14 protein-coding genes are annotated in these 22373 nt (G+C 45.1%); 1 reads left to right on the top strand and 13 read right to left on the bottom strand.

The window, feature by feature from the left end:
* Positions 1–75: 75 nt before the first annotated feature.
* A complete protein-coding gene (addA, locus tag DFR59_RS02355; RefSeq protein ID WP_114744019.1) occupies positions 76–3831 on the bottom strand; it encodes a helicase-exonuclease AddAB subunit AddA in 3756 nt (1251 codons plus the stop codon).
* Positions 3828–7319: a helicase-exonuclease AddAB subunit AddB gene (gene addB, locus DFR59_RS02360; protein WP_114744020.1), complete on the bottom strand. Its 3492-nt coding sequence runs from the start codon at positions 7317–7319 to the stop codon at positions 3828–3830. Before addB ends, addA begins: the two co-directional genes overlap by 4 nt.
* Positions 7320–7494: 175 nt before the next feature.
* Here addB and DFR59_RS02365 point away from each other — a divergent pair, with 175 nt between their 5' ends.
* Positions 7495–8676 (top strand): MFS transporter, encoded by a 1182-nt coding sequence (locus tag DFR59_RS02365; protein ID WP_114744021.1) that lies wholly within the window; start codon positions 7495–7497, stop codon positions 8674–8676.
* 69 nt (positions 8677–8745) lie between these two features.
* On the opposite strand, the gene DFR59_RS02370 is transcribed toward DFR59_RS02365, so the two are convergent.
* The 11 genes from DFR59_RS02370 to DFR59_RS02420 form a co-directional block, all read right to left on the bottom strand.
* On the bottom strand, positions 8746–10233 hold the full coding sequence (locus DFR59_RS02370) for an acyl-CoA synthetase (RefSeq protein WP_114744022.1): 1488 nt from the start codon (positions 10231–10233) through the stop codon (positions 8746–8748).
* Between the two features lie 141 nt (positions 10234–10374).
* Positions 10375–11547, bottom strand: coding sequence for a thiolase family protein (locus DFR59_RS02375; protein ID WP_114744023.1), 1173 nt, complete (start codon positions 11545–11547; stop codon positions 10375–10377).
* Positions 11548–11561: 14 nt separating this feature from the next.
* Complete coding sequence (gene fabG / locus DFR59_RS02380; protein WP_114744024.1) at positions 11562–12302, bottom strand: 3-oxoacyl-ACP reductase FabG; 741 nt, start codon at positions 12300–12302, stop codon at positions 11562–11564.
* 13 nt (positions 12303–12315) lie between these two features.
* Positions 12316–13218 (bottom strand): intracellular short-chain-length polyhydroxyalkanoate depolymerase, encoded by a 903-nt coding sequence (gene phaZ / locus DFR59_RS02385; RefSeq protein ID WP_114744025.1) that lies wholly within the window; start codon positions 13216–13218, stop codon positions 12316–12318.
* Positions 13219–13228: 10 nt separating this feature from the next.
* Positions 13229–14242 (bottom strand): 3-oxoacyl-ACP synthase, encoded by a 1014-nt coding sequence (locus DFR59_RS02390; protein ID WP_114744026.1) that lies wholly within the window; start codon positions 14240–14242, stop codon positions 13229–13231.
* A gap of 15 nt (positions 14243–14257) precedes the next feature.
* Positions 14258–15256 (bottom strand): branched-chain amino acid ABC transporter permease, encoded by a 999-nt coding sequence (locus tag DFR59_RS02395; RefSeq protein WP_114744027.1) that lies wholly within the window; start codon positions 15254–15256, stop codon positions 14258–14260.
* A 4-nt stretch (positions 15257–15260) separates the two neighbouring features.
* The gene (locus DFR59_RS02400) at positions 15261–16121 is read right to left on the bottom strand and encodes a branched-chain amino acid ABC transporter permease (RefSeq protein WP_114744028.1); all 861 of its coding nucleotides are present in this window, start codon (positions 16119–16121) and stop codon (positions 15261–15263) included.
* A 16-nt stretch (positions 16122–16137) separates the two neighbouring features.
* A complete protein-coding gene (locus DFR59_RS02405; RefSeq protein ID WP_114744029.1) occupies positions 16138–16845 on the bottom strand; it encodes an ABC transporter ATP-binding protein in 708 nt (235 codons plus the stop codon).
* Positions 16829–17596 (bottom strand): ABC transporter ATP-binding protein, encoded by a 768-nt coding sequence (locus tag DFR59_RS02410; protein WP_114744030.1) that lies wholly within the window; start codon positions 17594–17596, stop codon positions 16829–16831. Before DFR59_RS02410 ends, DFR59_RS02405 begins: the two co-directional genes overlap by 17 nt.
* Before the next feature lie 120 nt (positions 17597–17716).
* Positions 17717–18943, bottom strand: coding sequence for a substrate-binding domain-containing protein (locus DFR59_RS02415; RefSeq protein ID WP_114744031.1), 1227 nt, complete (start codon positions 18941–18943; stop codon positions 17717–17719).
* A 173-nt stretch (positions 18944–19116) separates the two neighbouring features.
* Complete coding sequence (locus tag DFR59_RS02420) at positions 19117–22350, bottom strand: AfsR/SARP family transcriptional regulator (protein ID WP_114744032.1); 3234 nt, start codon at positions 22348–22350, stop codon at positions 19117–19119.
* Positions 22351–22373: the final 23 nt, after the last annotated feature.

Consider the following 22373-nt stretch of genomic DNA (forward strand, 5'->3'; position numbering starts at 1 on the left):
GCAGCAGATACAGGTGTCAGCTTTTTCGTTTTCTAGAAAAGGAACAGCCTAAGACTGCCCCTTTTCATTCTTACCTTATAATTCTAGAATATGAGCACCGTCGAAAAAGAAGAGGAACTTTTGTTTAATAGGCTTCTTCCATATTTTCCGAAGGGCTTCTTCGTAAAATTCCAATTGCACCCGATACCTGTTCTCCAACACAGGTTTCGCATCTTCGAATTTCCCTTTGAATCGATCCGTAATATTATCCGTTTTATAATCAATCAAGACCAATCCATCCGGTTCTTCGATGACACAGTCGATGATCCCTTGTACAAGCACACTTTCATCAGGGCTATTCCAATCAGTGTAAATTTCATTGGCTGGAACGGCGATGCTGAAGGGGATTTCCCTGTGTACATTTGACGATTCTGCCATCTTCCTTCCCAAATCCGTCTCAAAAAATGACAAAATTTCGCCAATCGTAATAGCCTCTTTCTGCTCTATGGATAATAATTCTTTCTCCACCATTGCTTCAAGCAGCGTATTTAAGAGGTGGACATCAATTCGTTCTCCGAATGGGATATGCTGCATGACCATATGCATGGCAGTACCCCTTTCTGCCGGACTCAGCTTCTGCTCCTGCATGAACTTCGGTCTTTTCATCACAGGCTTCTGGAATTTCTGCAAAAAGCTTGTATCACTTTCAGCATCCCGTGTCTCTAACATTCGCTTCAGTTCTGATACCGATTGCTTTGATCTCCGTTTAGCTGCTTCTTGATATGGATATTTCCATGAAAGAACCTCATCTATCTTGTCCCCGGATGAATCAGAAGACTTCAATGGCTGTCCTTTCTGTACCGCTTCGATCCATCCATCATTTTCACTTTCAGGCTCCGGGAAGATATTATGAAGCTCTGATTTATGATGCACCTCTATATGCCATCTTGATTCATGTGAAGCGATTTCCTCACTTAGGAGCGGATGAGGGGAACTTCCCTCTAGAAACTCCCTTAAATCACTGTGGCGTGCCATGGAAGGACCGATCCAGTCAAGATACGACTTTGCACTAGCACGGTCATAGTCTTTCAACAGCCAATCTTGGTGGGATAATGCTCCTGCCCACTTTTGGATGCTTTTCTCCAGATTTTTTGGACTCGCCACTAAATACAATTTTTCTTTGGCCCTTGTCAATGCCACATAGAGAACGCGCATTTCCTCTGCAATGGTTTCCAGTTTTTTCTTTCTTTTAAAAGCAATCTGCGGCAAGGAAGGATATGTGATCCGTTTTTCCGGATCCATGTACTTGGATGCAAAACCTAAATCCTTATCCAATAAATAGGACGCATTTAAATCCATCATATTAAAATTCCTTGAAACGCCAGCCATAAAGACGACCGGGAATTCCAACCCCTTGCTGGAGTGGATGGTCATCAGTCTGACTACATCCTCTCCTTCACTTAAGGCTCTTGCAGTCCCGAGATCATCCCCTCTTTCCCTCATACGGTCTATAAATCGAAGGAAGCGGAATAATCCCCTGAAGGAAGTCGACTCATATTGGCGTGCACGGTCATAAAGAGCACGGAGGTTTGCCTGCCTCTGCTTTCCACCGGGAAGTCCTCCTGAAAAATCGTAGAATTTTGTATCCCTGTACAATTGCCAGATCAGCTGCGACAATGCTCCCTGCCTTGCCAGCGTCCTCCACGCTGAAAGATCTGAAAGAAAAGACTGCAGCTTTTCGTTTAATCCTTCTGCTTGCCCTGAATGATTCTTTCTGGAAGCAGCTTTAACCGCATCGTAAAAAGCACCGCTTGAACTGGAAGAACGGATAGCTGCCAATTCTTTTTCCGATAATCCCACTATAGGCGACCTCAATACAGAAGCAAGAGGGATATCTTGATATGGATTATCGATCACTTTTAAAAGGGAAAGCATGATAGTGATTTCCGTTGCATCAAAATAACCTGTAGCCAAATTGGCATAGATGGGGATTCCAGCTTCTTTGAATTCTTCCATGATGACCGGTGCCCATGGCATTGACCTTAAAAGAAGGACAATATCTTTATACTGAATTGGACGGTAAGCTTTTCTCTTAGGATCATAGATTTGCTTCCTGCTGTCTATGAGCTCCTTAATCTTAGCCGCCATCCATCTTGCCTCGAGCTGTGATTTTTCTAAATCCACAAGATCTTCTTCAGGCGACGCCTGATCTTCAAGTTCATCGGCTGCACTGCCGGATTCATCCTCTAAATCAATCAAATGAAGTTCGATCGGATACGTTTCATCCTGAGGATATGATGCACCAAGTTTAAGTTCGGCATTTTCGTCATATTCGATTTCGCCGACTTTCATTCCCATGATTTGCTTAAAGAGATAATTGGTCCCCGCCAATACTTCATTCCTGCTCCGGAAGTTCATGGCCAGGTCAATTTTAAGCCCAGACCCTTCTCCTTCCGAATCAAAGGCATTGTATTTATTCAAAAACAGATTGGGTTCAGCCAGCCGGAATCGATAGATGGATTGTTTGACGTCACCCACCATGAACAGATTGCCGTTATCCCTTTCTGCTGAAACAAGCTGCAATATCGTTTCCTGGACCATATTGGTATCCTGATACTCATCAACAAGCACCTCTTTGAACTGTGAGCGATAGGACTTTGCGGCTTCTGATGGGGTATTCGGATCATCTGAGTCCATCAATATCTCCAGACAGTAGTGCTCTAGATCTGAAAAATCAACCAGACCTTTTTCTTCTTTTACATCCTTGAACTTTTCACCGAATGTTTTCACAAGTTCAACAAGGGAGGAAATGACGCCTTTCATTTTCTGCATATCATTCAGAAATGTTTCAGGCTTTCTTGAAAACAATTCATTCCTCTGCTTTTCAAGAATCGTTTTCGCTTTCTTTCTCAAGTCATCAGCCGACTTCACCAGATCTTTATTGAAGTCATCCCCCCTGCACGCCTTCGCCCGGTTGAATTCCATCGTATTCATGGCGAGATAAAGCTCATTCCAGCTGGTTTTCCCGGCTGTTATCAACCGGTCAACCAACGCCATATCGTCCAGATAATTTTCTGCCCTCGGTGCAGGACCGCCAGGCAGCTTCGTCAATTCATAGGCTTCCTGAAGCAGCGACTTAGCCCCTTCAAATTGAAGCAGCAAATCCCATAAAATTGCATCATAAAAGGGAAGTTCCTCAATGGGTCCGCCATCATTCACATCATACATGGAGACAAGCTCATCAAGCCACTGATCCGGGAATGGATGGGATCTTGAAAAATCATAAAGCTTCCTGACCATGTCTTGAAGTGCTGCATCGCTCCGGTCATTCGTGAAGGTATCCACAAGAAGGTAAAACGGTTCGTTCCCTTCTTTTCCATACTCTTCTTCAAATAAATCATCGAGCACTTCATCCCTAAGCAGCTCTCCTTCTGTCCCATCAGCGATCCTGAATCCTGGATCAATATCAATCAAATAGTAATATTTTCTGATGACTTCCAGACAGAAGGAGTGCAAAGTGGAAATCGATGCCCTGTTGAGAAGGCTCAGCTGCTTTCGCAAGTGTACAGAAGAAGGGTTTTGACTGATGGCTTTTTCAAGGGCTTCCCCGATCCGATGCCGCATTTCCGCTGCAGAAGCGTTCGTGAAGGTCACGACTAAAAGACGGTCTACATCGAATGGTTCTTCTTCTGAAATAATCTTTCCAATGATCCGCTCAACAAGTACTGCTGTTTTTCCGGAGCCTGCCGCCGCAGCAACCAAAATATCCTGATTCTTGGCATGGATGGCTTTCCATTGATCATCTGTCCAAGTGACTGTTTCCGGTTTTACGGGAATTACACTTCTTTTCATTCCCCATCAACCTCCTCTCTCATATATTGAATGACTTCATCCGGTTTATGAGGCTTCAAGACTCTGTAGTCATTTCCTTCGAGCGACTGATCGAACTGGCAGACAGGCCGGTATGAGCAGAATTGGCATGGTGTTCTGTCCTTCAGCTTGTACGGAGAAATATCCACTGATCCGGAAATGATTTGATTCCCGGTTTTTTCGTATATTCTCCGGACATATTTCCTCATGTAATGAAGATCTTCTTTTCCTGCTGTTTGAGAAGCAGCCGTCAAGCTTCCGTCCTTTTTGAAACCTGCTGAGACCACTTTGGAATTTCCGCTTTCAAGAGCCGTATCCATCATCCTTAGTACTTCGGGATCATCCAGGATCAGCCCTTTCATCTTGAAGCTTTTAAAAATTTCCTCTTCAATCTGATCCAGTGTAAGAATAGAGTTTGCCTTGACAACCGGGTTATGGACATGGAAATAGAGGACTCCTGCAGGTGATGCTTCTGTTCCGACCAGGTTTTTGGAATGCGCGATGACAATGTCCAAATATGTCAGCATCTGCATGGCCAGGCCATAGTAGACCTCCGTGTAGTCAAGGGTTTTGGCACTTGATTTGTAATCGATGACTCTCAGGAAGATTCCATTTGGATTCTCCGCTTTATCCACACGGTCAATTCTTCCTTGAAGGGCCATTTTGACTCCATTCTTCAATGTGAAGGAAAATGGCGGAAGGCTTCCATTCGGGCCAAATCCCAACTCGAGGCCGACAGGAGCGAAGCCACTGACTTTTGCATGCTCGCTCAATACATAGGAAGCCCTGCTGATGACGTTCTCAAGCTTCCGTTTAATATAATGATGGCGATTGGAGCTTAACAGGATCTGATGCTGAAGCTTTGGTGCCAGCTCATTGACCGCCGCTTTCGCCAGATGGATACATTCCTCTTTCGAAAGCTTTGCCCATGAAATATTTCTTCTGTTCACTTCCTCGGAAATCCACTTTAAAGCACCGTGGAACATTTCACCGATATCCGGTGCATCCAGCTTGAAGATATCCCGTTCCTGCAATTTCAGTCCATGACGTGCAAAATGAGAGAATGGACAGCCATGGTACATCTCCATCCTCGACACACTTGCTAATATTTCTTCCCCATAAATGGATTTACTGATGTCTTCATCCAGCGGCTTTGTCCGATTCTGGAAGAAAAGACTGGAAAGAATCAGCATCGCATTTTCTTTCCATTGCGGGTTCTTCATATAGTAATTGTAGACATCCCACCAGAAACCAGCCATTGGGTAGTGGTTTTTCTTCAACTGAAGCTGCGTGGTCAAATAGGCAATCGCAACATTCGGATGGGAAATGTATTCTTTTTGATCTTCTTCAAATAATTCAGCTGGATCATTGACGACCAGTTTTTCCGATAAATCGGGAAACATTTCTTTTATCCTCTTGATATATGGAGAAGGCATCAGTGCCCGTCCTTCTTCGTTTGCAAGGGGATAGGAAAGAATAAGCTGTTCGGATGGAGTCGTCAATGCCTTATAGGCAATGAACTCTTCATCGAGCAGTCTCTTCCTGCTTGAAGGTGCAATGTTGAGTCCTGTATTCAAAAGCATTTCCCTGTCATCGTCTGCAAGAACCCCTTCTTCAGAAATTTTGGCAGGGATGACGCCATCATTTAGTCCGACTACAAAAGCCGTTTTGATTTCTGACAGCCTGGATAGTTCCAGATTCGCCACGATTACCTGATCCATCGCTGGTGGAACAATGGAAAACTTCATGGACTCCAAGCCTGAATCAAGAATTGTCGTAAACTTTTTCAAGGTTAAGGATTCTTTTCCCAGCAGCTCGACGAATTGATCGAGAAGGTCTATCACGGCGTTCCATGCTTGATCATGCTCTCTTGCCAGTACTAAGTTTCCTTTTTCCTCGGCAGCCGTCCTCATATTCTCAAGCTTTGCCGGGATATCCAGCTCTTCTAAAAATAGAAACAGTGCTTCAGCATACTCTTTTCCCACGGATGCTTTCTTCAGTCTTCTTGCCAACCGCAGGATAGGGGCAGAGATGAACAGTCTTAATTCATTGATTTCATGCTCGATTTCCCTTTCCTGGTCTGTCTTAGGGAGATCCGAATGCTCCAGTCCCCGGAAACGCCTGTAAATCCATCGGTCCTTGCTCGTCCATCTGGATCCTTTTATTCCATTGGAAAGAACATAATTCTCAAGGCGGTCCATTTTTTCCCTCAGTTGATGATGATTGCTTTTAAGCGGGAATAGCAGATCTGTTTTCACGGCCCTGAATACCGGTTCATAGCGCCACTGGCTGTTCAACACCTCAAGTGTAGAGCGAATCAGCTCAATGAGCGGATGATTGAGCATCGGCCGTTTTTGATCGATAAAGTACGGGATTTCGTAGTCAAAGAAGATGGTTTCCAGCACTTCCTGGTAGTCTTGTCCGTTTCGCACCAGAATGGCAATATCCTTATAGCGCTTACCTTCTTCCATGATAAGGCGGCGTATTTTCCGCGCAATGCCTTCTATCTCGGCCCGTCTGTTAGAAGCCTGCATCAGCTCGACCGCTTCTTTCTCACCACCATCAAATACAGATGTCGGACGGATTTCAAACTGGTCTTCCAGATGGGATAAAGACTTTTGGTCAAAACGAACCGATTCTCTTAAAATATGATCTTCCACTTCCAAGCGATTAGCAGCGGCCAGCCCATACAAGGAGGAATACGTTTCACCTGTCATCCTGAATAAATCCAACTCATCCGGTACACTGTTTTTATAGGGCTTATCAAGCGTCAATGCGATGGAAACACTTCTGCACGTCTTCATCAGCTGTTCGATGACCAAATACTCCTGTGGGGTGAAGCTATGGAATCCATCAATATAAATGTCCGCATTTTGGAGGTACTCTGAATGGCGGATGGAATCAGCTAAAAGCCTAAAATAATCCTCTGAATCTATATATTTATCAAATAGCGCGTCTTCGAATTGTGTATAAATGAGTTCGAGGTCATGAAGCTTGTCCGACAAGGATTTGTTTGTCCCCTGGTTTTCAAGCTCTTTATTTTTCCTGCTCAGTTCTTCGGGATTCACACAGTAGCGTTTGAATTCCGTCAACATACTTTCAACATGTGAGACAAATCCATTTTTATCAGCAGCGCGATTAAAAAGCTTCAGATCATCTTTCCGTTCTTCGATGATTTTTCTGATCAGCATATTCAGACCGGCACTGCTGAGATGATAGCGTCCGATGCCTCCCGTTTCTTGCAATACTCTCCATGCCAGCCTCGTAAAACTGAACACTTGAGCCCTTATCATCCCTGAAAGATTGGGGGACTGGACCAGACGGTACTCGGATAAGAATGTCATCTGATCAGGCACTAAGTAAATGATCGGTGCGCCTGCCGGATGTAATTCAAGCTTTTCCTGCATCTCATTGAACATAAAAGATGTTTTCCCGGCACCGGAGCGCCCGATTAAAAAGCGGATAGCCATGATTCCACTCCCTTTATATAAAAATCTCTATTTTCGTTTCTTATTCTCCTGAACTTTCATTATAGTACATCTGGAGCTGGATGAGAGAGGAAGTTGCTTTTCAAAATGTGGAAGAGCGTTGGTTTCCCTGATTAGGAACTACCTGCATACAATATGCCAGGAGGTGCACTGCTAAATGAAATTCATTAATAAACTGTCCTTTATTGAGCCGCTTCTCGTTGCGGCGGCCATCATGGTCGCCTGCAACATTTATACTCTCCTGCCTTTATATGACCCCATTTCATCCGACCTTTCCATTTCCCGTGAACAGGTAGTCATCGCTGCCAGCATATTCACGTTTTTCTATGCCCTCGGTCTCCTTATCTTTGGGCCGCTTTCAGACAAATGGGGAAAAAGGACGATTATCGTTTATGGACTGGGTATTTCTGCTGCCAGTACTTTTTTGGTCTCCCTTTCTTCAGGCGAATGGACGCTGTTCCTTTTCAGGGGGATTCAAGGATTCACTTTGGCAAGCTTTGCTCCCGTCGCATTTTCTTATACTTATGACTTATTCAAAGAAAAGAAGCGGACCATGCTGCTTGTTTATATCAATACTGGATTTCTGGCAGCCGGGATCCTCGGACAGCTGATCAGTGATACAATCAGCCGCCAAATGAACTGGCAAGCTGTCTTTCTGTTTTTTATGATTGTTTATCTAGTGCTCTTCTTGATGAGCTTCTTCATTTTCCCTGCCACTGCAATAGTAAAAGATAAAAGTTCTTCGGCCGTTCGAATCATGGCAGGGCTGCTGAAAAGACGTTCCTTGATTCTTTCGTACGGAATCGTCCTGACGCTCCTTGGTTCGTTTGCTGCCTTCTATGATGCAGTGACACGGCTCTCAGACATCCCCCACGAATCTTTATTTCAAATCAGGATGATGGGTTTGACTGGTGCTGTTTTATCCCTCTTTACCGGTAAACTCATTGAGCTGATGGGCGAAATAAAAACCCTTTTTCTCGGCATCGCACTCGGGCTTCTTGGAATGCTGTTACTCCTGCTTGCACCTGTCGTGCTCCTGACATTGATGATTTCATCCATATTAGTGGTTTCAAGTGTTTCGCTGATGATTCCGACCATCATCACGTTTATTGCCAATGGCAGCGGGGTTCATCGGTCTAAAGCATTGAGCCTGTATTCATTTACATTATTAGCGGGGGCAAGCCTTGCTCCACTCCTGATCATGCCCTTGGGCTTTCGCGGAAGCATCGCGGTGATACTGGCCTTTTTTGCCGTTGATCTGGTTCTGGCTGTTTTATTGATAAGAACACAGTCAAAAAGCATCATTCAACTCCAAAGAGAGTCGATGCATAACCATTGAGATTCAGTTAAATTTTACCATAATATGTCCAAAAAAATGCACCCTTGGCTCTGCGTGGGTGCATTTTGATTATTTCTCATATGTCAGTTTTAATGTTTTTTTATCAATTTTTCCGACATCCGTCTTTGGCAATGAGTCGATAAAATGAAATTCTTTTGGGATTTTATAGTTGGTGAATTTCAATTGACAGTGGGATTTCAACTCTTCTTCGCTAAGAACTGCACCGGTTTTGAGGGAAACAAATGCCGCTACCCGCTCTCCCCATTTTTCATCACTCAAGCCTATCACCGCAGCCTCATTGATGTCATAATGTTCACAGATCCAATGCTCGATCTCCAATGGGTAGACATTCTCCCCGCCTGTAATGATCATATCTTTTTTCCTGCCCACAATATAAACATATCCTTCTGCATCCCGCTTCGCCAAATCCCCCGTATACAGCCACCCATCATCTTTTAAGCTTTGAGAAGTAGAACAGGGATCATTCCAATAAAATGCGAAGACATGCTTCCCGCTGATCAAGAGTTCGCCTACTTCCTCTCTACCAGCTTCCGTTCCATCTTCCTTAAGGATCCTGATCGAATTGAACATCATTTCCTTTCCAACCGATCCCTTTTTCTTTTTAGCATCCTCTGGATCTATGTAAAAATTATTAGGGCCTGCTTCGGTCAATCCATACCCCTCTTTGAAAGGCAGACCTTTCCGAATAAAAACATCATAAATCGATAATGGACACGGGGCGCCACCAGATAAAAATACATTCATACTCTTGAACTCGGCTCTTTCAAACTCTTCCGTATGGATCATCATGTGATACATGGTGGGCACAAACAAAGCAATGGTGCATTGATGCTTGATCAGCTGCCTGATCGCCGTAACCGGTTCAAATTGCTTCCCGATGACAACCGTACCTCCCATCATCAAGATTGGCATGGACAAAGCATTTATCCCACCGGTATGAAACAGCGGCAAATAGGTCAGCGTCGTATCATCCTTTGTCAGGTTCCAGCTGACAATAGTGTTTAATGCGTTCCAATTGACAGACTGATGAGTGAGCACAACTCCTTTTGGCTTCCCAGTCGTTCCGCCAGTATAGATCATGATCCAGGGATCATCTTCTTTTACAGATATATGCTTAATATGTTGTGCTGCTTCCTCATGGAATTCAACGCTTTCGAGCCTGATAGTTTCCACCCTGAACGATCTCTCAGCTGCTATTTTTGAAAAAGGGCTTCCATACAGCAAAACTTTCGGCCGGCAATCATCTAAGATCTGTTCCAACTCTTCTCTTCCCAGGCGCCAATTCAGCGGAACAAAAATCGCTCCCAATTTTGCGCACGCAAACATCAGCTCAAAGTAGACTCCGTCGTTTTCTTCAATCAGGCAGATGCGGTCTCCTTTGACTGCTCCTTTTCCCGCCAAAAAAACCGCCCACTTTCCTGCACGTTCATTCAGTTCTTGATAGGTCGTTTTTTTCTCTGTTTCTCCATCGATGATGGCAATTTCGTCTGGAGTCAACCGTGCACGGCTCTCCATCCAATTCAAATGACTCAGCACCGTCTCTTCCCCCCTGCCTTAATGAAGAAAGTGTATCGGATGAAAGTTACACGGCGGTTACAGGATGCGAATCAAATATGGAAACATATCACTCCTGAAGAAAAAACCCCGGACCCTAAACCGGATCCGAGGTTCTCTCTATCAAACTTCCAAAAAGACTGTTGCACCCATTCCGCCGCCGACGCAAAGGGAGGCCACACCTTTTTTTCCATTTCTTCTTTTCAGTTCATGAATCAGGGAGACTACGATTCGGGCGCCGGTGCATCCAACAGGGTGCCCCAAGCTGATTCCGCTTCCGTTGACATTCACTTTTTCCCTGTTCAACCCAAGCTCTTTTTCCACCGCCAGGTATTGGGCAGCAAAAGCTTCATTGATTTCCCAAAGGTCGACATCATCAATGGTCCAATTCACTTTGCCTATGCCTTTCTGGACTGCCGGTACAGGTCCGCGCCCCATCACTTTCGGATCTACTCCTGCTACGGAATAACCGGTGATGCGTGCGAGGATCGGCGCCCCTCTCCGTTCAGCTTCTTCCTCAGACATCAAAATGAGTGCGGCTGCCCCATCATTCAGACTCGAAGCATTCCCTGCTGTGACCGTACCATTCTTCCTGAATGCCGGTTTTAGTCCTGAAAGCTTCTCCAAAGAGAGCCCGGCCCGTGGATTTTCATCCTTTTCGATCAAACGCTCTTCCTTGCGATTCTTGACGGCAACCGGGACGATCTGGGATTCAAAATAGCCTTTTTCCATTGCTTCCACTGCCCGTTGATGTGAAAGGCACGCCAATTCATCCTGTTCTTCGCGGGTGATGCCATGCATATCAGCCAGGTTTTCTGCTGTTTCCCCCATCATGAAATGGTGGATCGGATCTTCCAGCGCTTCCCATACTGTGTCGCGGATTTCTCCATGCTGAAGGCGCTGTCCCCAGCGGTACTGCTTCAAAACATAAGGGCTTGAGCTCATCGCTTCCACTCCACCGGCAAGGACGATATCTGACATGCCTGTCTGAATCTGCATGGCAGCTGAAATGACTGCCTGCATCCCGCTTGCACACTGGCGCTGGATGGTGTAGCCCGTTGTTTCGTCGCTGAATCCTGCCAAAAGGGCTGCAGTCCTTGCCGTATTTGGCTGATCTGTTCGCTGGATGCAGTGGCCCAAAATCACTTCATCGATTTCATCCGGGCCTAGCCCGCTTGCTTCAGCTGCCGCTTTCATGACCGGGACCGCCAGATCGGTAGGAAGCAGGTCCTTGAATACCCCTCCGAATGATCCGATTGGCGTCCTCAGTGCAGATGTGATGACTACATTTCGCATAATTCCATCTCCTTTTACATCATGATGCCTCCATCAACATGCAGGACTGTTCCACTGATATAATCAGATTCATCGCTCGCCAGGAATAGATAGGCATTGGCGATGTCTTCAGGTTTCCCGAGTCTTTGGAGAGGCACCATGCTTTTCATTTGATCAATCACTTTATCCGGTACTTTTGCCACCATATTCGTTTCAGTGAAGCCCGGGGCAACGGCATTGACGTTGATTCCTTTTCGGCCAAGCTCTTTTGCCCACGTTTTCGTCATTCCGACGATGGCTGCTTTGGCAGCTGCATAATTGGTCTGTCCGATATTGCCATAGACCCCGCTGACAGAGGAAGTGCTGATGATCTTGCCTTTGCCATTTTCTATTAAATGGGGCAGGACTGCCTGGGTGCAGTGAAATACCCCTGTCAAGTTGACATCGATGACTTGCTGGAAGTCCTCTTCAGACATTTTCGAGAGCATGCTGTCACGGGTAATCCCCGCATTATTGATCAGGATGTCAATTTTACCGAACGTTTCCGCCACTTTACCAACCATAGCATCTATGCTTTTGCGGTCGGCCACATTCACTTGAAAGAATTCAACATCATGTCCTGATTCCTTTAATTCAGCTGCCCTTGCTGCACCTGTCGCTTCATCAAAATCCCCTATTGCTACTTTTGCTCCTTCTTCTGCAAAACGTTTGGCTGCAGCCAATCCAATTCCATTGGCTCCACCTGTAATAATGGCTGTTTTTCCTTGAAGTCTCATTGTTCTCCTCCTATTATTTCGCTAAAAATCCGTGGATTTCCTGCATGAGTTGATCCAAGTCATCAATCAGCGGTGAATGGCCGCAGTCTTTCAACTCTTTGAATTCTGCATTCGACCCCAGATCTTCCATGATTTCTTCTGCCATCCGTGCATTCACTACGTAGTCGCGGTCGCCTCTTAATACAAGCACCGGGATATTGATCCTCTTCGCTTGATCCGTCCCATCTGTCAATCCGTTGTGTACGGGGCTGATATTAAATAGATTCAAACTTTGATAGACATCAGCAAGATTGCGCTGTGTGAGCATGTCATCCAAATATTCTTCATAATGTTCTTCTGAAGGCTTTCGGTGTGTGTAAATGAGCATATCCCACATGGCTTTTAAAAAGTCTTTATCCCCACGGTCATATGCCCCCTGAACGGCCAATGTCTTTCCAGCGTCTGCTTCGACTTCTTCAATCGTCTTCAGCCTATTTTCCAAATCAGGCTCCCCGCTCGGTTTTGTTCCGAAGAAAGGATAGCCCCTAGTCGAAGCTGATGCCAATAAAATAAGCTTCTCACAGTACCCAGGATAATCGGCAGCGAACTGCATTCCTACCGCCCCTCCAGTCGACCATCCGATCACGGCAAATTCTTCCCAGCCGATGGCATCGATGAATAATTTTACGTCATCTGAAAAATCCTTGATGCTTCTGACCCTGCTATTATAAGTGGAGTGGCCGAACCCCCTAAGGTCCACGGCAGCGACATGATAATTGGGATCCATTCTTTCAATCAAAATATCCCAGTGTTTGGATGACGTCATATTCCCATGGATCAAAAGCACTTTTTCCCCCGTTCCCTTTCGTTCCACATAGCCAAGCTCTTCCCCATTGGACAGGTTAACTTTTTTCAACTGGATTTCCTTCGTTTCCATCCTTTTCACCTCACTCAAAATTTCCCCACTGAATGGTTGATGCAGCCCATGCGTATCCTATGCCTGCACTGACCAGCACCACAATATCCCCACTTTTCAATTTTCCTTCCCGTTCTGCAAGCTCCAGGGATAAGATTTGATCGAACTGTCCGATATGACCATAGTCTTCAAGATAGATAGATTGTTCATTCGACAGCCCTAATTCCCGCAGAACGTAATCGTGAGCAGAGCGTTTCATATGAAGGATGGCTGCATACCCAACGTCCTCTTCTTTATAACCGCTCTTTGCAAGGGATTCCCTTATCACTTTCAAAAAGTTATCCATGGACTTTTGTTCAAGACGCTTTTTCATCCCTGCAGGATCTAAGACATCCAGTCTATAAAGCCCTTCTTTTAAATTCTCGGCTGTAATAGGGTTCTTCGTTCCCCCTGCCGTGACGACGACATCTTCCGAAAATGAACCGTCCGTAATAATTTCTGTTTCAAGCAAACGGTTCTTTTTCAATCCTTTTTGCAGGATGATTGCTCCCCCGCCTGCTGCCAAATTGAACATAAATCGGGTGCGTTCATTTTTATAATCGATGAAATCCCCGTTTCGATATCCTCCAGCCAAAAGTACTGTCTGAATGGATGAATCTGCGACCATCAATGACTTGGCCAGTTTCAGGCCCATTAGTGCTGTCCCGCACCTTAAAGCTGTGTCAAAAGCCCATGCCCGGTAAGCCCCGATTTCTTCCTGAAGTTTGATGGCGGCCGTCCATAACGGGTATTCTTTGTACTCCTCCCCAATATAAATGACCACGTCGATTTCCTTCGGGTCGATTCCTGCACGCTCAATCGCTATTTTCGCGGCCCGGACGCCCATTTCACACGTATGATCTTCTGCCCCGGGGATCGTTTTTGATCTTATTCCCATTTTGTCTTCGATCACTTCCAGGGGAATTCCTGCTTTCTCTGAGATTTCCTTGCTTGTCATCTTCTCATCCGGAAGATAAATACCTGTGCTTAAAATGCCGATATTCATTTTTCCCCCTCCTTATCAACCAGCTGGGCTTTTTTGTTCTTTCACCGATTTTCTTTGCAGGATCCGTTTTCTTCCCCAGCCATGAATCGTCCCTATGATACCTGCAGGGAAGAACATCACCACGAGGATGTAGAGGATACCGAAGAAAATCAGCCATCTCTCGAATATTGGATGTTCTTTGGCCAATTCGGTCAGCCAATGGTGGGCAAATTCGATTAATCCGGCTCCAAGCATCGGTCCGACAAGGGTCCCCACCCCGCCAATGATGGTCATCAATAGGGCATCTAGTGTGGTATCCATTGAGAAAACACTCGTATTGGCAAATCTAAGCGACAGGACATATAGAGAGCCCGAAATGCTTGCGATGACGCCTGCAATGACGCTTGCAATGATTTTATAATAGAGTACTTGAAATCCAAGCGACTCCACTCTCTGTTCGTTTTCCCTGATAGCCACCATCACCTTGCCGAATGGCGACTGGGTGATTCTTTTTAACAAAAAATACACGATGAACATGACAACCAAGCATATGAAATAATAGTCCATCCGATCTTTTAAGATGTCGGGCACCCGGAAGGTAAATCCGTCATTGCCCATTGTTAAAGTCCTCCACTTTTCGGCTGCCACCAGAAACAGTCCCGAAAACGCCAGAGTGAGCATGGCGTAATAATGGCTTTTCAATCTCAATGTTAAGAGCCCCACAATAAAGCTGACCACAGCAGCGAGCAAGATCCCGGCAGCAATCGATATAAGCAGCGTAGGGACTGTTGGCTCAAACCGATCCAGGATGATGCCTGTTGCATAAGCCCCGATGCCAAAAAACATCGCATGCCCGAACGAAACGATTCCTGTAAAGCCAATCAAAATATCATAGCTCATGGCAAAAACAGCAAATATAAAAATTTGAGTCATCAAAATGAGAAAACTTCTGGAATCATTTATGTACGGAACGGCGAGCAGGACAATCCCTGCAATGATCATGACTAAAGTTGAAAGTTGATATCGTTTTCCCATTTCTTCACCCCTTTATCGCAAATAAGCCTTTTGGTTTGAAAATCAATACGACCGCCATTAACAGCATGTTGACGGCGAGAGATAAATCCGGGACATAATATGCCATGAATGAACCCGCCAATCCAACAAGCATTGCTGCGAATAGGGATCCCGGAAAACTTCCCATCCCTCCGATTACTACAACGACGAATGCTAAGATGGCAAACTCCATCCCCATTTCAGCATGAATCACACCGGAGTATGGAGCCAGGAGAACCCCTCCGAGTGCCGCCATGGCTGAGCCGCACATAAAAACCCATAAAAACACTCTCTTTATGTTGATTCCAAGAGCTTCCACCATCTCCTTGTTGAGGACTCCCGCTCTGACTACAAGACCAATCTTCGTCTTTTTCAATATGAATTGTACGATGCCGAAGACAAGCAAGCCCATGATGATAATAAACAAACGGTATTTTATGATAATGACATCTCCAAGTTCCCAGCTGCCGCTAAGATAACTTGGTGTTTTCGCAGAAATTTGATTCGGCCCCCACACTACCTTCAGAAGTTCTGAAAGGACTAGCATGAGCCCAAGCGTAATCAGAATTTGCTGGATGTGGTTTCCGTAAACTGGCTGAATGATTAATTTCTCGGTAATGAATCCGAGCACCAAACCTGTCAGGATGGCGCCTCCAATCGCAAGGACAAAACTTCCTGTCGTTGAATATACCCAGACGCCGCTGTAGGCTCCCCATGCGAACAATCCTCCATGAGCAAAGTTCAGCACATCCATCAAACCGAATATCAATGTCAATCCTGCAGCAAGCAAAAAGATGAGCATCCCGGTTGCCAGGCCATTGATGGATAAATTCATGATTAATTCCATATGGTCCATTTCCTCCTTACGCTATACCTAAATATTTCCTTTTCATTTCTTCATCTTCTTTCAGTGATTTCATCTCTCCGGAGTGAACAGTCCTGCCGTCATCGATGATAAAAAATTTATCCCCGATGGCGCTGGCCATGATAAAATTCTGCTCCACCAAAATGATGGTTGTTTTCTTTTTCATCTCCTGAATGGACTCCATCACTTTTTCCACAATCACCGGTGCCAGCCCTTTGCTGGGCTCATCGATAAGCAGGAGGTCATTCTCATTGACATATGCCCTTGCAATGGACAGCATCTGCTTCTGCCCCCCGCTCAGAAGTCCACCCGGCTTCTTCCAGAACTTCTTCAAGTCAGGGAACAGGGCAAGGATCCATTCCAGACGGCTGTTTGTTTCATCATCCACCTTTTTCATGGCGACCTTTATATTTTCTTCAACGGTCAGCTCTCCGAATATCCCTTGGTCTTCAGGCACAAACCCTATTCCAAGATTGGATGTTTTATAGGTTGGCAGTTTGCTTATTTCCACTCCCTTGTACTTAATTTCGCCTTTGGATGCAGGGGTCATCCCCATAATGGATCTTAGTGTGGTGGTTTTGCCGGCGCCATTTCTACCTAAAAGGACTGTCACTTCTCCTTTTTGAGCCTGGAAGGATACTCCCTGCAAAATATGATATTGTCCGATATAGGTCTCAATTTGATTGACTTCAAGCAGTGAACTCATTATAGAGCCCTCCTAAATACGCGGATTGGACGGTCTCATTCTTGACGATTTCATCCGGTGGACCGTCAGCAAGCAGCTGACCGTTGAAAAGAACCATGATAGAATCGGATAACTCCATGATCATATCCATTTTGTGCTCGATCAACACAATGGTCCTTTCTCCCCGCAGTTTAATATTTTTAATGACTTCCACTATGGCCGGCACTTCTTCAACGGACATTCCCGCGGTCGGTTCATCCAATAGAAGGATTTCTGTTTCCAGCGCGAGAAGCATGGCAATTTCGAGCTTCCTTTTTTCCCCGTGTGATAGATTGCATGCCAAGGAACCCGCTTTACTATCTAAGAGAACAAGCTTCAGATGATCCTCTGCCTTTTTGACCACCGAATCAAATCTGCTAAAATGCCGCAGCATCTGATAGCGGATTCCTGCTTGTGATTGAACGGCCAATCTTACATTTTCCAGCACCGTTAAATTCGGGAACACATTCGTGATCTGAAAAGAGCGCCCTACGCCTTTTCTCGTCCGATTTGTCGGAGAAAGAGAAGTGATATCCTCCCCTTTTAACATGATGCTTCCTTTTGTCGGTGAAAGCTGGCCGCTCAAAAGGTTGAAAAATGTTGTTTTCCCTGCCCCGTTAGGTCCAATGATCGCCTTGAAATGCTTTTCCTGAATGGCGATGCTTACACCGTCAACAGCTGTATGCCCGCCAAGTCTGATCGTCAAATCTTTTGTCTCTAGAATATTTCCCATTTATGCCTCCACCTGCCTTGCTTTTATTATCAAAATAAAGAAGAGAAGTGCCGGAATCCCTTTCCACCTAAACTATGGATGAGGAATCACCGGCACTTACCTTTTAAGAATGGTTCTTTATTAGTTCCGGATCGGCGGCGCCGTTTCTTCAGGAGTCAATTCCCTGATCAATACCGGAACAGGATATGGCACGCCATCTTTCTTCTCCAGCTTGATAGCGTACATGGATTGCAATGCCTGGTGGTCTTCTTTACGGAAAGTCATTTTGCCTTTAGGTGTTTCAAAGCTCATTCCTTCCATAGTTTTGATCAATTTATCCGCGTCAGCATCCCCTTTTGTTTTCTTCAGCGCATCCACAATGGCGATCGCTGCACTCATGCCGCCCGGTGTAAAGAGATCCGGTACTTCTCCGTTATAGCGCTTCTTATGTTCTGAAACGAGCCAATCATTGATTTTGTTTTTCGGAAGATCGTTGTAGTACACAGTGAATCCTTCCATGCCGACAAGGGGCTCCATTGTTGAAAGTGCTGCAATATCAGGTGCGCCTGTTGAAATTTTGATGCCTTTTTCCTGGATTTTCATGTCGGCGATTTGGTTCCAAGGTGAATTTGCCCCAGCCCAAATGACGAATAAATAATCCGGCTTCTCATCGATGATTTTTTGTAGATTTGATGTGAAATCCGTTGCGGCAGGATCTGCGTATTCTTCTAAGACGACATCAGCACCAAGCTTTTCAGCTGCTTCTTTGAATGCCGCCACTCCATCTCGTCCGAAAGAGTAGTCAGGAGCAAGAGTCGCAATCTTGACGCCTTTCTTCGCAATCGCTGCTGCACCCGCCACTGCATCCTGTGAAGAGTTTCTCGCAGTCCTGAAAATATACTTATTGAATTCTGAGCCCGTGATGCTGTCTGCAACGGCAGGCTCGACGATCATCACTTTTTCATATTCTTCCGCCAATGGAAGGACTGCCAATGTATCCCCTGAACTTGAGGATCCGACCAAGAAGTCGACATTGTCTTCTTCAAGAAGCTTAGTCGCTTTTTGAACAGCCACTTCAGGTTTGGTTTCCGTATCTTCATACACTACCTGGATCTTCCTGCCATCGACTTCCATTTTTCCATCTGTGGCATAATCAAGTCCAAGTTCAAACCCTTGCTTTGTCTGTTTGCCGTAAGATTCAAGTGCGCCAGACAGAGAAGCCAATACCCCAATCTTGATCGGTTCCTTCGATTTAGAACCGCCTTCCTTTTTACCGTCCCCTGATGCATCATCAGACGAACATGCACTTGTGAACAAGAGCACGGCAATAAGCATCATAATAAGAGCTGTAAACCTGCGAGTCTTCATACCTTCAATTCCCCCTCATCCCAATAATGATCAAGCATTAAGCTTTGAAATCATCATAAAAGATAGGAGTTACAAAAGAGTTACATAGAAAAGCCCAAGCCGCCGGAGCTGGACAATTAGAAGACTCATAACAAAAAAACGCCCGCACCTGGACGCTTTTTGCCGCTTCACATTCAATTCGCTTCAAGGATCATGCCGTACATTTGCCTTGTTCTTTCCATTGGCTCCACGCCAAGTTCTTCGTTCAATTTTTTCACACACTTATTGAACCATTTCAATGCCTGTGGCCTATTATTTTTTTGATAATAGCAGAACATCAGCAGGCGGTATGCTTCTTCCCATGAAGAATCCTGCTCAAGAATTTTTTCGCACCAGGAGATTGCTTCATCATATTGTTCCGTCTGAACGGCAATCTGTGCAAGCCTCTCCGCTCCCCTTAAGAATATTAATTTCCATTTCTCTTTTTCGCCCTCACACCATGAACAGCCTTTTTTCTCGGCAAGGAATTCTCCATTGTATAAACTGATTCCTTTTTTTAATAACGTTCCTGATTTCTCAGGTGAATGTTCGTCCAGCCCTTCCTGAACCCAGCGCTGCATTAGGAGGCAGTCGATTTCAATCATGGCTTTCGGGTTCAGTCCGTATCCGTTATTGACTCTCTGAACAAAAAAGGGCTTCTCCCTCGGCTTCCGATTCGGTTCCAAGGCGTTATTCAATGCGTTCAGTGCCACTTTAAAGTCCCGATCATTACTTTTGCTGCTATTTTCCGGCCAAAGTTCTTCACACAATTCTTCTTTATTCCACCATTCCCCTTTATGGATGATGAAAAATTGGAATAGTTCTTTCGCCTTTTCCCTTTGCCAGTCCTTATCTTCAATAAGCCGATCACCCATACCGACATGGAATTCCCCCAATGTCGAAACAGTCAGGGAATAGCCTGGATGGGATTCGATTTCATCATAGCCTGCTTCCTTTAATAATTTTCGTGTATAAACCGGATCAATCTCCAATTCTTTCGCTTTCAGGAGAAGAGGGATGTGAGCCTGCAAGTCTTTGGGGCCGAATGTCGTATGGTTTTTGAGGAAAAATTCATATTCCCCGAATTGGACATCTTGCAGGAATTTGCTCATAAACTGTCCAAATGCACCATCATCCCCCAAGTCCAATGCAATTCTTGCAAGCCAATATTCTTCTGCCATCAAACCATATTGGTCCCCGCATATGAGAGAACCCTTCTTAGCTTCACTGATTTCCTTCATGGCATCTTCAAGTTTTCCTGAATAGACATAAGAAATCCCCATACAAAGTTTAATCAATGAAGACAGCCACATATCCTGGACTTTTTCTGTTTCATACAGCGCCCTTCTGCCTGCTTCCAATGCTTTTTCCGGTGCCCCCTGCCTCCCATATAAAATACAAAGTCCCATATATGGCTCAGCATTTCCCCTTGAGACATTCATCTCACCCATCATTTTGAGTGCGGTCATATAGCATTCCTCTGCCAGGTCAGGATGATAGCGGTCAAGCTGCTGGACGGCATGCCCCATCCTGATCCATCCACATGCTTCAACAAATGGAGTCTTAAAACGGATGCCTTGTTCAATCCCTTTCTGGGCAAGCCTTTTTGCCTCTTCCCCGTTTCCGATGAAAGCTTCAATCAGTGAAAAAAGAAGATCTGTCTCCCGGTGAGACTGGGGAAGGTGTATTTTCTCTTCCGACTTTCTTTTTATCAGGATTGATTTAGCCTGATTGAGTTTGCCTGTACGCAAAAACATCCTTGCATCAAGGTTGCCTTCTTCAATCAATAATTTTTCTGACTCCAGTTTTTCATACCACTTTTCTGCTTTTACGGCATTCCCCGAGTTGACCAGGTTTTCCGTGATCAGTTTATAAATTTTCTGCTTTTCAGACAGGCTCGGAGAAGGAAACTTTTCAAGCATATTCAGAGCATCAAATAAGTATCTCTCAGCTTTAAGGGGCTGGATCGTATCAAGATAAATCTCTGCAATTCCCATATAGGCCTGGCTGCAAAGAAAAAATTCATTTTTATCCCTGCAGATGTCCAGTAAATGCTGATAGCATCTTTCCGCTTTTTCGTAGTAAGAACGGTGCCTTAATACATCCCCTTCATGAAGCCATAGGATGACATGCTCATTTTTTATTTCTGCAGGCAAACGCTTGAGCTGGTCTGACAACCCTTCCAGCTTTCCTGCTTGAAGCATGCTCGTGCCCCATTTTTCAAGGATCTTGGCAATGCCGATATGAAATTGAATCCTGTCATAATGATAAATGGCTGAATCCCAATTGTTTTTGCTTAAATAGAAAGCTGCACTCTTCTTATGCAGTTCCTCGTAAATCTGTTTACTTTCCTCTTTTAATTTCTTCTCTAAGAATGATTTGAACAATGCATGGAAGCGGTATTGATGTCCTGAGGCTTTATGTATGAATGTATTTCTTTCGGACAGCTGTTCAAGCATGAGATCTGATGCCGGCAAGCCGATGATTTCGTCGCAGATTTCCGGACTGATTTCTTCGAGTATCGACGTCTGCTTCAAAAAATGCTGGACCATGGAGGTTTGTTTGGAAAATACCTCTTCCGCTAAATAATGGAACAGTTCGTCCATTGAGGTATGCTGTCCCTGTATGATTTCTTCAAGGACGGCTGCTTTTCCACTCTCGTCTTCCAGCTGCTCCCCGATCATGGAAAGGGCAATGATCCATCCTTCTGTGAATTCATAGATCCTTGCAATCTCTTCCTCTTTAAGTGCAGCATCATAATATTCATTTAAAAGCAGATCGATTTCTTCTTGATTGACAACGAAATCCCTTTGATCGATTTCGTGCAGCCTTTTCGTGAGTTTCCACTTGGACAACAGCTTCCATTTCGGTTTCATACGGCTGGAAATCGCAAAATGGATTCCTGCAGGCAAGAGGTCTATCACATTCTCCATCCATTGATTGATGGAAAAGGAGTGATCGACTAAATGAAAGTCATCGAGAACGATGGTAAGTCCATCCTTTAGAAGAGAAAGCTCATTTATCAATGCTCCTGTCAGGGAATCCATCTCTTCTTCGCGGAAATACTTCTCCATCGACTGAAGGCTGTTGAGAAGATCGATGCCGAATTGAGGATAGCTCCTCCTGATTGCATGGATAAGATAGGTGATGAACGGAAGGATATCGTCGTCCCCGGCTGTAATTGTATACCAGCAAAACGGCGCTCCCTCATCATGCAAAAAGAGACTGAGTGCGGTGCTCTTGCCATAGCCTGCTCCGGAATGAATCAGCGTTGCGGGGCAGCTTCGCATCCCCTTCATCTTTTTGAATAGGGATGGGCGTCTTATGAAATTATCTCTGGCAAGGGGTGGGATTAATTTGGTTTCAACAATGATCATCGAAGAGCCCATTCCTTCTCTCCTCTTTTAATCAG

The organism is Falsibacillus pallidus (assembly GCF_003350505.1).
Taxonomy (GTDB): domain Bacteria; phylum Bacillota; class Bacilli; order Bacillales; family DSM-25281; genus Falsibacillus; species Falsibacillus pallidus.